This is a genomic window from Actinomyces ihuae (assembly GCF_001457875.1).
Lineage (GTDB): Bacteria > Actinomycetota > Actinomycetes > Actinomycetales > Actinomycetaceae > Pauljensenia > Pauljensenia radingae_A.
Map to the genome: position 1 here is coordinate 80,701 of NZ_CZPX01000003.1, position 14,171 is coordinate 94,871.

Below are 14,171 nucleotides of genomic sequence, written 5' to 3' on the forward strand. Positions count from 1 at the left end.
CGGGCGCGCGGTCACGCGATCCCTAAATTCTTCTTCTTATTGGTGATTGTGAGTGCTATGAACAGGAGGCCGCTGACCACTATCCCGGCGGGAATCGCCAAGTCAGGGGCATATTCCGGGTGTTGCGGCGAGATCGCAGCTGCAATCGGGCCGATGAAATATCCGGTGTTGGCAAATAGCGCGGAACCGATCATTCCGGCAATCAGCGAGACGAATCCGGGCAGCTTCACGCCCCCGACACCCCAGTAGACCCCGCCCTTGTCGTTCATCAAGCCAGCCAGATCGTAATTGCCGCGTCTCATAACCCAATCGACGAGATAGATCGTGATCCAAGGTGCTAGCCAGACGCTCAGCGAACCGACGAAGGCGCTCAGCAGCGCGTAGAACGACGACTGGGCGACCGCGAAGATAGTGATCAAGATGCAAATTATCGAGTCAGTGACGACAACCATCGGGCGCTTTGCCGGGATGCCGGCGGTCTGCAGGTTAAGTGACGACGAATAAAGGTTGGTGCCGTTTTGTACCATCAGGCCGAAGCCCACTAGAAGCAGAAACGGCACAGAGAACCCCGCAGGCAAGATCGCGGGAACGGCTAGCGGGTCGGAGAGGTCAACGTCGGGGCCGACTGCGACCGTAGCCATGGCGGCGCCTAGGCTCTGCAGCAAGAGGTACGGCACGAAACCGCCCAGCGCGGCCCAGGTGCTAACCGATAACGGGCTGGTTTCTTCGCGCAAATATCGTGAGAAGTTCGAGCCGGAGCATGCCCAACTCAGGCCGCCGGAGACCACTACTAGACTGATCGCGCTGATCATCGCGTTGATGTCGGCGCCTACCTCGCCCGTCGCGATGTTTACCTTGGGCAGGATCAGCACTGCCAGGATTACGAACGCGCAGGCGAAAATGATTGTGGCGAATTTCTGCGCTGCCATCAGGAAGTTGTAGCCGATCAGCGGCAGCAGCATTTGGATAAGGCCGAGCACCACGATGAGCACGACCTGCGTAACGCCCGAGATATCGACGCCGAAAATGCCTAGTAGCGCGGCAATCGCGTAATAAACGAGCACCAGACCGGCAGCTTCGAAGCCGAGCAGCATCAGCCACGAGAACAGGCCATTTGCTCGTCCGCCTCGAGGACCCAGGCTAGAGCGGCTGATCGTCATGTTGGTCGTGCCGGTCTTGGGGCCCTGCAACGAGGCCAGCGCCAGCAACGGGTAGGCGATTAGGTTGCCGATGACGATCGCCGCGATAGCCTGCCAGAAACTGAGGCCGAAAAGAATCACCAGCAGCGCGCCGTAAGAGACGGTGAAGATGTTCGTGGTTGTACCGGCCCAGAGGAAGAATAAGTCGATGGCTTTTCCGTGCCGACGATTTGGTGGGACGAGATCAATGCCCTGTTGATCGATACCTGAAGAGGTTTCAAGAGCCGCTGGATCTGACAAATCGTCTCCTTAGTTTTCAAGGTGCCCAGCCGAACTGGGTTAGGATCCGATCCAGAGTTTATAGAACTGACTAGGCCGATTCAACTTGCTGTTAAGCGATTTCTGGTTTAACGCCGTCCCTAAAGAAATAGAGCTGTCACACGTTCCCGCCGGCGAACTTAACCTCTACCTCGTAGTCGGCCTTGTCCGTGCCCACGAGCACCGCCTTAACGTGGGACTTCAGCAGCCTCGCGGTGTGCTCCTCTGATTTCTGCAGCGGACCTCCCTTGATCGCTTCGTCCCTGTTCTTATCAGTCTCGGCGCTGAGAAAATCTGTCACGTCGTCCACCGAGACCTGGTTTAGCGGGTTGAACGACTGGTCATAAATCTCGACACTGGCCGGGTCTATCGACTCGCCCAGAACGTCGGCCGCGTGCGCGTCGTAAACGCTCCTGGTTGGCCGCACCCTTCCACACAGCAAATCTTCAACCTAATACTTCATTCTCTCGGAACTGAACCAACGACCTCCCATTTGAACCACTCACGCCCCCAGCGCGACTGTGCTGCGATTTTGTATCCAAGTCGGGTTGAAACCTTCAAAGAAAGTTAACGAACCCAGTTTCTCGTGGAACATGCGCAGCCGGTTGTCTTGTTGACGCTCAGTAAGCCCATCTGCAGTCAGAAACGTGTCGAGCTCGCTGCGAAGATCGTCAAGGAACAGAGGATCAATGACCTCGTGGATGTTTTCCGGACTGGTATAGTGCATACTGCCGAAACGACGAGTTTCAGGGTTCAAGGTCGATTCAAAAACCCCACCGAAAATGGTCGGTGAAATCTGCGACCAATCTGTATCCTGCGCCACCTCGTTCAGCAGAAGGGAGCGGATCGATTCAGTGAAATTCGGTATTTCCACGTTCCCCTTGAACAGACCACCGTTGACATAGGGGAAAGCCCGCAGACGATCCGACAGGTACGGATCGCGGTCAGGAACCGGCGTATCGAGCACCTTAAACAACTCGAGGAGAGCCGAACGCAGCTGCTGTGCATCGAAAGAGGACAGATACCGGTAGAACGCGTCCTTCTCGAACAGTCCCGCATCCTCAGCGAACAGGCAGAACACGATTCGAACACACAGCACGTTGAGCGCGTGTTAAGCCTGCGTGGTTTTCGGATCGATATATTGCTCCAGCAACGCAGCACGGAGCTTTCCAACCAACGCCCCCGCATCAATCGAGGCAGCTTTCTCGCGGCTGGAGCGAAGCGAATCCGGGTCAGTAAGGCCAAAGACTTCTTGACGAACACTTCGATGCAGGGGCTGGATCACCTGCGCAGATTATTCTTCCCAGGAAAACATCGACGATGCCATGGCCGTCCTCGACGGCCGCGTCTACATCCACGCCACCCTCAGCGACGCTTCAGATTCGAGGGAAGCCGAGTCGACTGTTGCAAAGATTCGTGACGAACTGCATGCGCTCTTAGACTCCGTGCTCGTCGGCGGCATTACCGCCACGGACATCGACACCAACCTGACTGGCGAACGTGACCTGCGCGTCATCATCCCCCTCGCGCTCGTCGTTGTGTGGGTGATTCTGGCCATCCTGCTGCGCGCATTGTTGCTCCCCACCATCCTCATCGCCGCAACAGTGATCTCCTTCGGCACTGCCCTGGGTACAGCCTCGCTTGCGTGCAACCACGTGCTGAAGTTCCCCGGCGCCGACCCATCCGTAGCACTGTGTGGCTTCTTATTCCTGGTTGCGCTTGGCATCGACTACACAATCTTCCTCATGACGCGTGCCCGCGAGGAGGCCCATCACATCGGAACACGCCCAGGAATCCTCAAGGCGCTGACGGTGACAGGCGGCGCCATTACGTCGGCAGGCACCGTGCTCGCCGCGACGTTCTCCGCGCTCGTCGTCATCCCGTTGATGTTCATGATCCAGCTGGCGTTCATCGTCGCGTACGGCGTGCTCAAAGACACGCTCATCGTCCGAACGCTGCTGATCCCAGGCTTGGTGCTCAACATCGGCCCTCAGATCTGGTGGCCATGGCAGAAGCTGGCCGAGGCTGGTCCGGAACGAGCAAGCTGGATCCCACGCTCAATCTCAATAATGAGGACAAGACATTCACCAGACAAAACCCTTATCAGTTCGACGAAGTCGATACTTTAACCACTGACACCAAAAACCTCCACATCACAGGTGGAATCGTCAGGCTAAGGGCGCAGTGGGCCATCGCTCCGAAGGTCGTAGCGAAAGACCTGGCGATTACCGTCGGTGACACGCTCGATCCCCAGTCGTTGCTCGTGTCTGCCACCGACTACAAGGGCCGCGACCTGAAAGATGACGTCAAGATTGAGGGCGCCCCGGCTAACTCCAGCAAGGCTGGTACTTTCCCGCTGACCTTCACGGTCACCGATGAATTTGGTGTGAAGAGCAATACTGCTACGGCAAACCTGGTCATTAACCCGACTCTTGAGGTTGCTGATAAGACCATTGAGTTCGGTGGGGACTTCGACACCCTCGTCACGAACTCCGCTGGCGGGAACGTTACGCTCGACCCGAATTCGAAGTACGACGTGAACAAGCCTGGAACCTACGACCTGACCTACACGGTCACCAGCGAGGATGGGACTACCAGCGTCACGAAGACTGCTCGCCTGACAGTGAAGAATCCCCCGGCGAAGCTTGCCGTTAAGGACGTTACGATTTGGGAGGGTGAGCCCTTCAAACTTGCGGACATGATCACCAAAGAGGGGACCGACAGTACCCCGGTTCCTGATTTGAACGCCGAGTTCAATTCAGCTGTCGCTGGCACATATCCGGTTGAAGTCACCGTTACCAATGCCGACGGCGTTGAGACCAAAGAGACCGCGAACTTGATCGTCAAGAAGCGCATCGCGGAAGTGAAGCCCGCGCCGACACTGGAGCTGAAGGATCTGGAGATCTGGGAAGGCGACCAGATCGACCTGTCCTCCATGGTTTCCAAGGCAACCGGAGGTAAGACACTGGCCAATCCAGACTCGAAGTTTGACGCCAACAAGGCTGGCGAGTATCAGATTGAGTTCACGGCTACCGACCAAAATGGTGCCACGGTCACCAAGACTGCGAAACTCATGGTGAAGCCACGACCGGAAGAGCCGAAGGTCGAATGCGCCATCCCCGACGCTGAGGGTGCTAACGGTAAGTACTCGATCAGCTCGACTGGCAAGCCCGGACTGGCAGCCACTGGTTCGAACGCAACAGGAGCCGGAATTGCGGCACTGTTCGCACTGGCTGGTGGTGCGGCGCTCGTACGCCGCAGGAAGCACTAACCGGAGGTAACACGAAAGTGGGGTCCGATTCGTCGGGCTCCACTTTCGTTACGCCTGAAAATATCATACCGAGTTGTGCCAGTGAGAAGCCACGCGCAATGGCTCTACACGCCGAGGACGACGTTCGTCCACAGCGTCAACAGCCTGTCGTTATCAACAGCGGTCACCATGTTTACCTGTCTTGGCTTGGCAAGGAATTCCTCGTCGCCGCAGGTGCCCTCGCCCGATCCCCCATCGCAGGCCTCCAGCAGTTTGCCCCTGGGGTCGCGTGCCAGCATAAAGCGGCCTGCCTCCTCCTCGACAACCTCCGGGCACAGCATCTGGGCGATGACCACCATGTCGTGTACCCACATGCCGTCCACCGGCCGCGTGCGCGTGCTGTATTCGATCCACGGACTCAGCCATGCATCTATGGCTTCGGCCCGCTCACGCTGCTCGGGCAGGTCGCCGGCACGTTGCCTGACCTGTTCCCACCGCTCGCGCGAAAGCTGCGTCGTGCGCGTGACATCGAGTGGCACAACTGTCAGGTCGATTCCAGAGGCGAACACGATGGAGGCCGCCAGCGGGTCGATCGCAAAGTTCGTGTCGACAAGGTCGTCGTACCCCTGGCATCCGCCCATCATGCGGATCTCTGCCACATGGCGGGCAGCTTCCGGCTCGAACCGGATCAGTGCTCCAATGTCGGTCAGCGGCCCGAGGGCAGCGATTGTGACCGGGCCGCCGTGTACGTGCGACATGACATCGTGAGCCAGCCGTGCCGCCACTTCCTGCACGGACTCGCACGGATCAGACGCATCCTGCTGTGCCGACTCCCCTTGCGCGGGGTATTCCTCCCCTTGCCACAGGCGCGCAACGTCAGGCGCGCGACGGGGCGTTTCCATCTTGTCCCGCCAGGCTCCGCGTGACACATATGTGTCGAGGGGAACGTCGCATCCTGTGAGGATCGGGGTGCTCACACCGAATGCCTGCGCCAACCGATGCGCCGCCTGCGCGCCTTCCGCGGCGCTGACGTTTCCAAAGACCGTCCACACCGACGCCAGATCCAGCTGGGGGCTGGACCACGCTAAGCACAGTGCCAGCGCGTCGTCGACGTTCGCACCTGGAATGCCGTTGCCGGGGTCGCAGTCAATGATGAGTGGCATCAATAAAACCTGAAACTTTCGTGAAGTGAGAGTGAGGAGCGGGCTAACAGCTGGCCCGCTCTACGAAGTATGTTGTCGGAACGATGGTGGCGGCCGCGCCTGACCCCAGCAACGAGGTGGCGATCTGAGCTGACAGATCAGCCATATCCACGTGGATTCCCGACAGTGCCGGCACACAGTATTCGGCATGCGCAGTGATGTGCATGGCCACCACACTGATGTCGTCGGGGATACGCACGCCCAGTGATGCCAGGCGCGCCATGAGCCCTACTGCCTGCATCTCATTGGACACGACCACCCCGTCACAGCCCAGGTTCACAAAGTGTTCGGCCATCTGCCACCCACCCCCGTACGTGTAGGGGGCACTCAGGTGGTGGGGGTGATCTTCGGGATTGCCGTCTGAACCGTCGTCGAGGGCGTCGAACCAGCCTCGGCTGCGTTCGGCGGAGTTGATGCGTCCGCGCGGCCCGCCCAGGTGCCCGATGGTCCTGCAGCCGCGTTTCTTGAGTTCGCGCGTCAGATCTGCGGCGCTTCCTCGTTCGTCTTCCAGGACGCTGATACGCTGCCCTGCAACTTCGCCAGTGTCTGTCGGAGTGCACGCATTGGCGAATACCACCGGCCGCGCGAAGTCTTTCAGCAGGTGAGCAGGCGGCGGCTGATCAACCGAGTACCACACCAGGCCAGCGACCTGCTGGCTCATCATAGTCTCGATGATGTCTTCTTCTCGCTTGAGGCAGTCGTGTGAATCAGCGACCAGCAGCGAATACCCATGATCGTAGAACTCGTCTTCGATGCTTTGGAGCATGTGTGCCAGGAACGGGTTCGCCAGGTCAGGGACAACCACTCCGAAAGTGGTGCCTTTGCCTGTCAGCAGTGCCCTGGCCGCGTTGTTCGGACGGTAGCCGGTCTGCTTAATCGCTTCCAGCACACGTTTGCGGGTTTCGGGAGCAACGGGGCGCGAACCGTTGTTGATCACGTAGCTCACGACTGCTGTTGACGTGCCCGCCAGCTTGGCAACGTCGTTCTGAGTAGCTCTTTTCGCCATATCGATGTCTGCTTGGGGTCGGGGCGTCCTCGTCGCGCTAAAACAAAGACAGAAAACCGGCATCGTGCATGAAGGCGATTTTCTATCCTTCACTTTAGCATCGTGGCCTAGATGGCATCTTCGATCAGTGTGAGGTCGCGGCCTCGAGTCTCCGGTGCGAAGAACGTGGTGATGAAGCCGATTCCAGCGGTGACCATGAAGTAGATGGCCAGCGGGATCCACGAGCCGGTCGCAGCCAGCAGTGCTGACGCGACCATCGGAGCGGTTCCGCCTGACAGGATGGATCCCAGTTCCTTGGCAATCGCCATTGTTGAGTAGCGGTGGCCGACGCCGAACAGTTCGACGCCGTAGGCAGCCTGCACGCCGAAGATTCCGAGGGAACCCAGACACATGCCGACCACGATGACTGCTCCGACAACGAGGGCGTCGCGCGATTCCATGAGGAAGAATGCGGGCACGCCGTAGATGACGAGCAGGGCGCAGAAGACGCGATAGGTGATGCGTCGTCCGAACCTGTCGGACAACCAGCCAGACAGTGGGATGACAGCAAAACCGAGGATCGACGCAATCAGCACTGCGGTCGTGGGGACGGACTTGTTCATGCCCAGCGCGTTGACGGTGTAGCCGACCAGGAATCCCTGAGCCATGTAAGACGGGCCGTTTTCACCGATGCGCAGACCCAGCATGACCAGGAAGGCTTTCCACCCGAAGGTCGACTTAGCGGGCTCGTTTTCCGCCTTGTCGAGGTCGGCCAGTTCGCGTGCTTTCTTCTCCTGATAGGTCTTGAAGACGGGGCTTTCATCCATCGAGCGGCGAAGGAACAGTGCGAATGCTGCGACCAGCACAGAGCACAGGAACGGGATTCGCCATCCCCAGGAAATGACCTGTTCGTGCGGCAGCAGCAGGACCAGCAGCCACACGATCGAGGCGAGCAGCGTGCCGCTGTTGGAGCCGACACCGATCAGTGAGGCGACCAGGCCGCGGTGGCGGGTGGGTGCATATTCGGCCAGCATGACTGCGCCGCCGGAAAGTTCGGCACCTGCACCGAATCCCTGGCAGATGCGCAGCAGGGCGAGCAGGATCGGCGCCCAGATTCCGATGGTGGCGTATGTGGGCAGAAGGCCGATTCCCGAGGTTGCGATACCCATGAGGGCGACGGTGAAGACAAGGATTTTCTTCCTGCCGACGCGATCACCGAGCCGTCCCAGCACGAATGCGCCCACGGGGCGGGCCAGGAAGCCGACCGCGTAGGTGATGAACGCGGAGAGCAATGCGATGATCTTGGTTTGTTCAGGGAAGAAGACATCGCTGAAGACCAGGCCTGCTGCCATTCCATACAGTGCGAAGTCGACGTATTCCATCGTCGTGCCCAACCAGATTGACACGATTGCGGACCAGAAAGATTTGCGTCCGTGGGTACTTTCGAAGTGTTGATCGGCTATTTGATTGCGATGCTTGATGTGCGGCATCTGCCCTCCCCTGTTTCACAGGTTCACCATTGATTTATGCGAGACGCATTCTATACGTATAGATACGAGGGTGCAAAACACTCTGGTCACTCGAAACGCTTCACTAAACGGAGGGAATCCAGGCGCATACTGAATTGGCCTGAGTTTTGAGAGCGGCGTGTTAGGCAGCCTTGAAGGCTGCATGTTGAAAATGGTTGGCGTATCTCTCACCGGGTGGGATGTCCCCAATCGATGAATACAACCTGTCGGTATTGCACCGGTGGCCCCATCCGATAGCCGCGGTCTCCCTTCTTGCCTGTTGGCCCAGGCAGCAACTTCAACGTCAATCAGCTCGGACTTGTGCAGCCCAATGGCTGACTCCATCAGCCCATCGTCGTAGGCATCCCCAACGGTACCGATTGAGCCATCCATCCCGTGGCGTTGCAGCAGGTCGCGCAGATCAGTCAAGGTATACAGACTACCTGCATCGGAGTGATGTATGACCCCAGCAGACTTAAAGAACGAGTCCTGACACTTCCGTGTGGCCAACGCCTGCCTCAAGGCACATGCGACCAGACTGTTATCCGTCTGGGTGTCGACGACTGCAAGGATTTCTCTGGTGCACACGTCCTCAACAGAACTGACGCATATCCCCCCTGCAAGGTAGAAACGTAGGTGAAATCCGGCGCCCGCCACTGGTCGGGGTGCGGTGCGACTTCTTCCGGCGCACGCTTGATTCCCAGGATGTTCATCAGTCGTTGTACCTGGTCACGGCCAATCCGCCATCCAGCGCGCAGGGCTGCTTTCCAGCGTTTTGCGCCTGCCACATAGATGCGCCTCGCCTTCACCCACAGCGTGTACAGCTTGTGGGCAGCATACGCTTCCTCGAGTTCGGCCTGTGTGGGGGTCAACCCGGCTGATGTAACGGTAGTAGGTTGCTGGCGAAATGTCGTATTCGTGCTCGTTGAACACGTGGCACATCCGCTCGATGGAATACAAGTGCCGGTGAATATGCAGAAAATTCACAATCACTTGAGTGCGGTCGAGCTCCGTCTGGGCAAAAAAGCTGACGTCAGCTTCAAGATCTCGTCGGCTTCCTTAAGCCGGGCATTTTCCTCGCGTAGCTTGTTAAGTTCGGCATCTTTATCCGCCTCACTGGCTGCTACTTCCAGTGCCTCGGCCTGCTCAGCCTTTCTCATCCAGTTGCGCAACGTGGATACTTTGATTCCCATCTTTCCTTCCACAACACGAATAGCTGCCGGCTTCGACGAGGCACCGCCAGCAAGGATATCAAAGCATATCTTCACCGACCGCTCCCTGGTCTCCTGGTCATAAGCACTGATAGCTATAGAAAAACCTTGCTAGGTATAGCATGCCCTCTCACAAACCCAGTCTGATTTACACCAGTTATAGGGAATGCAGATCCCATCGATAAGGATCTGGCCCATATATCTCGCCTGCAACTTGCGCTTTAGGTACTCGAACTTCCCAGCATCAGGCCGTTTTAGTGACAAGAGAGGTTTTAATTATCACGAGTTCCGTAATAAAATATCCTTCTAGCAGCAGTTTTATAAACAAGTCAGCTTGCGTTTTAGAGGTAATGTCAGTACGTGATTTAACTGCCAGGCACCCCAAACCGGTCGATCACAAGTGCTCGTCGAACAATAATTCAAAGCTTCATACCCCTCATCAAACCCCAATAACAACGCATTAATACTCATAATTCGGGTATGATCCCCAAACCACGAGTGACGGTGGTTAATTAAGCTCACGAAGCAATCTCTTACTACAAGAACCTTGGGAAATTTTGCTTTGCAGAGAGCAGAAGCAGTTCCTTACTTCGATATTTACAAGTTCCTTGAAAATAGCGAAGCCGCCCATATTCACTGCTCATATGGGCGGCTTACGCTACTTTAACTTCTCAGTTTTAGTCCTTTCTGACTTTCTTCCTACCAGCAGCAATCAGTAATCCGCCGGCTGCAAGAATCATCGCTGCGACTTGATACGGCATCCCAGCATATCCAGTTTTCGAGAGCTTTCCAGACTTGCGAGATTCAGACGCTTTAACGGCGTCATCGCCGTTCTTGTTGCTCCCACCATTCGGGTTATCAACCTGGACCTTCTTCCACACAGCCTTCACGACCGTGTCACCATTAACAGTAATCTCGGTGCCCGGCGCCACTTCCTGACCATCAACTTCCCAAGCCTTAAATTCCTGGGAGTCATCCGGAGCAGTAAAACCATTAGGCAACACCGTGTACTTACTGCCCTTATCCACAGTCGCACCATCCATACTGCCGCTACCACCATTACCGTCGTAGCTAACAGAAACCTGGACCTTCTTCCACACAGCCTTCACGACCGTGTCACCATTAACAGTAATCTCAGTGCCCGGCGCCACTTCCTGACCATCAACTTCCCAAGCCTTAAATTCCTGGGAGTCATCCGGAGCAGTAAAACCATTAGGCAACACCGTGTACTTACTGCCCTTATCCACAGTCGCACCATCCATACTGCCGCTACCACCATTACCGTCGTAGCTAACAGAAACCTGGACCTTCTTCCACACAGCCTTCACGACCGTGTCACCATTAACAGTAATCTCAGTGCCCGGCGCCACTTCCTGACCATCAACTTCCCAAGCCTTAAATTCCTGGGAGTCATCCGGAGCAGTAAAACCATTAGGCAACACCGTGTACTTACTGCCCTTATCCACAGTCGCACCATCCATACTGCCGCTACCACCATTACCGTCGTAGCTAACAGAAACCTGGACCTTCTTCCACACAGCCTTCACGACCGTGTCACCATTAACAGTAATCTCAGTGCCCGGCGCCACTTCCTGACCATCAACTTCCCAAGCCTTAAATTCCTGGGAGTCATCCGGAGCAGTAAAACCATTAGGCAACACCGTGTACTTACTGCCCTTATCCACAGTCGCACCATCCATACTGCCGCTACCACCATTACCGTCGTAGCTAACAGAAACCTGGACCTTCTTCCACACAGCCTTCACGACCGTGTCACCATTAACAGTAATCTCAGTGCCCGGCGCCACTTCCTGACCATCAACTTCCCAAGCCTTAAATTCCTGGGAGTCATCCGGAGCAGTAAAACCATTAGGCAACACCGTGTACTTACTGCCCTTATCCACAGTCGCACCATCCATACTGCCGCTACCACCATTACCGTCGTAGCTAACAGAAACCTGGACCTTCTTCCACACAGCCTTCACGACCGTGTCACCATTAACAGTAATCTCAGTGCCCGGCGCCACTTCCTGACCATCAACTTCCCAAGCCTTAAATTCCTGGGAGTCATCCGGAGCAGTAAAACCATTAGGCAACACCGTGTACTTACTGCCCTTGTTTAAAGTCTTGCCATCCATATCGCCGACTCCGCCGTTACGATCATAGCTAACAGTGGCAGTTTCGAGTGTCTCGCTGGCCGGTTCTGATTCAAGCGGCTGTTCTTCAGTGGGAATTAATCCGCCATTATCTTTTGCTTTTGCCGTGACAGTTCCACCAACTTCGATGTCTTCAACTTTCAGAGTAATCACACCGGTGTTCGCATCAACCGTTGCACCATCTGATGTCCACGTGGTCTTACCGGAAGTTTCGTCTACGGTTCGAGTTGCAGTGACGGTTCTTTCCGCTCCTGAAGCATCCTTATAGGTGACGGTGTAGGACGCCAAGTCGGTATCATCACCCGGGTTTTCATAGACTGGCGGGGTAATAGTTACCTCACCCTTATCCGTATCTACCGCAATCGCAGGAGATTTCGGAGCGATATTTTTTACCAGATCTTTGGCAGGGATTTTAGTGACTTTGGATCCATCATTTACTTTATAGGTTCCATCAGGATTTTTTACATATATCGGATTGCCGTCATTATCCCAATCAGTTTCCACATCATTAGGACTGATTATTGTAACGTTTCCGTCTTTATCAAACTCGATAAACGCAGGATCGGTTAAAAATCCAGTTCCATCGGGAAGCTTAGATACGCCATTTACCGTATTGGCATCTCGAATAGCTTTATCGATGGCTTGTTTATCGGCATCCGTTAATTTGTGAGGATCTCTCACGGCGACTTTGTCGGGGGTTGTTATTACCGGCTCAGACTTCGCGCAAGAACGGAATTTATGTGGCTCTTTGACAACGATACCGAACTCTGTTCCGAGTTTTAAATCGTTAACCTTATCCGTGATTGGGAAAGTAACTTTTTTGCCGTCAACGGTTACTGCTTGAGACATCTCTTGTGAGTTAGATTTGTCCACTATACAGCTTCCATTTTGGGAAAAATTCCTGTCCTCTCCATCGGTAAATTGTTTGACAAAACTAAATTTTGTTCCTTGGGCAACTTCTTTAGCAAATGTAACGATAATCTGCCCGTCTGTCACCTGGACTTTTCCTATTATCGGAGCCACAGATGTTTCCGTTACCTGTTTGATTATTACGTCCGGAGCTTCAATTTTTCCGGAGGTTGATCCATCTGTATAGGTCACTTCATAGTAGGCATGGTCCGTGTAATCGATAGAGAATTTAATTTTGTCAAGGTTAAAGTCGTTCGCAATGTCCGGATTAGCTTTCTTCAGCATTTCAATAGCTTCTGCTTGCTCATCATTATTTACAAGGTTAGCGTCCGGGTGTTCAATCCAGATTTCTCCTACCGGCATTTTGATCTTGTCTTTATTCGAGAATGCCATGGATGGCTCAGCATTTGCGGTCACCACACCAGATGTAGCGCCATCCAAAGTTTGATAGGCAGTGACGGTATCACCTGGTGCAACTTTAACGCCGTTAGGTAGACTTACCGTCCAAGCTGTTCCACTTTTAGGGGTAACAGAAACAGTGGCTTTTTCGTTGCCATCCTTACCTTTTAGGGTCACATATACAGTCGACCTTTTAACCTTTCCACCAACTCTTTTTCGTTGTACATTAGCGCCGGAAATAGTTGTGGCGTCGTAAAAGACCTTGCGAATGGTCGGTGCCGGTAAAGTTGATTGACGCACGGGTTGATCGACAGTCTCCGGTCCGATCTCTAGACCATCGCCAGACTGGGTATCAGTTACAACTTCTGGAGTGCTTACCGGCGTCGGACTGGCGCTTTGTTCGTCATCCCGGGAGCTACTCTGTAGATCCTCGGCATGAGCCATAGACGGGCTCGATAGCGTGAAGCCCAAAGCGCAGACCAAGGTTAGGATCAGTAGTTCTGTAAGAAGATGAGCTGGTTTAAGCAGCGCTCTGCCGGCGAACGTTTCAAGAAAACCGGGCTTGTCCTTGAAGTTGCGCATTAGACCTTCCTGTCCAGTGTGCTAGTTAAATCTATTCCCCTCAAAGTACCACTACGTCATCCAGAAAACCAGCCCGTTGAGCTCAGGTAGGTGGTGACAGCTACAGGAATATAGCTAAACAGATAAAACACATTAGCTAGACGTTCATTAAATACATTTTAGCTATTGAAATTCTTATGCATACGTGATTTTTTGGTAATCAAATCATCCATCAACGGTGATTTGGAATGAATGTCTGCAAAAAACATGACAACTTTTATTGCTTAATTTAGAAGGTCTGGCTTCGGGCAGTTACTCTACGGCTGCTCTAAATTATAGATCTATTCTGTGAAACCCCAAAGCTTTTAGCGACTAGCACACTTTTGGCGGATAGACATATTTTTTGTAGCTTGCTTCTCGGAGCCTTCCGGCCTCTAGAAATCTGACAAACTGTGCCAAGCCAACGATAAGTCAAATACCTAACCAAGAAGACTTCCGAAAGCAATAAAGCTGCCCCGACAAGGCGAAACGTC

General features: G+C 54.7%; 11 protein-coding genes. 2 read left to right on the top strand and 9 right to left on the bottom strand.

Going from position 1 to position 14,171, the window contains the following annotated elements; translation table 11 throughout:
• Window positions 1–11: 11 nt before the first annotated feature.
• The 4 genes from BN3002_RS00360 to BN3002_RS11055 form a co-directional block, all read right to left on the bottom strand.
• Window positions 12–1,439 (bottom strand): purine-cytosine permease family protein, encoded by a 1,428-nt coding sequence (locus tag BN3002_RS00360; RefSeq protein WP_058236078.1) that lies wholly within the window; start codon window positions 1,437–1,439, stop codon window positions 12–14.
• A 136-nt stretch (window positions 1,440–1,575) separates the two neighbouring features.
• Entirely contained in the window at window positions 1,576–1,884 is a 309-nt protein-coding gene (locus BN3002_RS00365) for a DUF4230 domain-containing protein (protein ID WP_058236079.1), read from the bottom strand.
• A gap of 75 nt (window positions 1,885–1,959) precedes the next feature.
• Entirely contained in the window at window positions 1,960–2,556 is a 597-nt protein-coding gene (locus tag BN3002_RS00370) for a type IIL restriction-modification enzyme MmeI (protein WP_058236080.1), read from the bottom strand.
• Between the two features lie 12 nt (window positions 2,557–2,568).
• Window positions 2,569–2,742, bottom strand: coding sequence for a hypothetical protein (locus BN3002_RS11055; protein ID WP_157843490.1), 174 nt, complete (start codon window positions 2,740–2,742; stop codon window positions 2,569–2,571).
• Window positions 2,743–2,782: 40 nt separating this feature from the next.
• Between BN3002_RS11055 and BN3002_RS00375 the strand changes: the two genes are divergently transcribed.
• Complete coding sequence (locus BN3002_RS00375) at window positions 2,783–3,586, top strand: MMPL family transporter (protein ID WP_058236081.1); 804 nt, start codon at window positions 2,783–2,785, stop codon at window positions 3,584–3,586.
• Between the two features lie 89 nt (window positions 3,587–3,675).
• A complete protein-coding gene (locus BN3002_RS00380; RefSeq protein WP_257525375.1) occupies window positions 3,676–4,728 on the top strand; it encodes a bacterial Ig-like domain-containing protein in 1,053 nt (350 codons plus the stop codon).
• Window positions 4,729–4,832: 104 nt separating this feature from the next.
• On the opposite strand, the gene BN3002_RS00385 is transcribed toward BN3002_RS00380, so the two are convergent.
• The 5 genes from BN3002_RS00385 to BN3002_RS00410 all read right to left on the bottom strand — a co-directional run bounded on the left by BN3002_RS00385 (window position 4,833) and on the right by BN3002_RS00410 (window position 13,659).
• Window positions 4,833–5,870 carry a nucleoside hydrolase gene (locus BN3002_RS00385; RefSeq protein WP_058236083.1) on the bottom strand — a complete coding sequence of 346 codons (1,038 nt, stop codon included), beginning with the start codon at window positions 5,868–5,870 and terminating at the stop codon, window positions 4,833–4,835.
• 43 nt (window positions 5,871–5,913) lie between these two features.
• Window positions 5,914–6,915, bottom strand: coding sequence for a LacI family DNA-binding transcriptional regulator (locus tag BN3002_RS00390; protein ID WP_058236084.1), 1,002 nt, complete (start codon window positions 6,913–6,915; stop codon window positions 5,914–5,916).
• Window positions 6,916–7,022: 107 nt separating this feature from the next.
• Window positions 7,023–8,384, bottom strand: coding sequence for an MFS transporter (locus BN3002_RS00395; protein ID WP_058236085.1), 1,362 nt, complete (start codon window positions 8,382–8,384; stop codon window positions 7,023–7,025).
• Between the two features lie 1,007 nt (window positions 8,385–9,391).
• Window positions 9,392–9,670: a hypothetical protein gene (locus BN3002_RS00405; RefSeq protein WP_117394351.1), complete on the bottom strand. Its 279-nt coding sequence runs from the start codon at window positions 9,668–9,670 to the stop codon at window positions 9,392–9,394.
• 620 nt (window positions 9,671–10,290) lie between these two features.
• Window positions 10,291–13,659 (bottom strand): hypothetical protein, encoded by a 3,369-nt coding sequence (locus tag BN3002_RS00410; RefSeq protein ID WP_257525349.1) that lies wholly within the window; start codon window positions 13,657–13,659, stop codon window positions 10,291–10,293.
• Window positions 13,660–14,171 lie beyond the last annotated feature (512 nt).

Bases quoted from the DNA above. Each gene is read 5' to 3' on its own strand.
- BN3002_RS00375 (WP_058236081.1), top strand. From the start codon at position 2,783: ATGGCCGTCCTCGACGGCCGCGTCTACATCCACGCCACCCTCAGCGAC.
- BN3002_RS00385 (WP_058236083.1), bottom strand. From the start codon at position 5,870: ATGCCACTCATCATTGACTGCGACCCCGGCAACGGCATTCCAGGTGCG.
- BN3002_RS00390 (WP_058236084.1), bottom strand. From the start codon at position 6,915: ATGGCGAAAAGAGCTACTCAGAACGACGTTGCCAAGCTGGCGGGCACG.
- BN3002_RS00395 (WP_058236085.1), bottom strand. From the start codon at position 8,384: ATGCCGCACATCAAGCATCGCAATCAAATAGCCGATCAACACTTCGAA.
- BN3002_RS00410 (WP_257525349.1), bottom strand. From the start codon at position 13,659: ATGCGCAACTTCAAGGACAAGCCCGGTTTTCTTGAAACGTTCGCCGGC.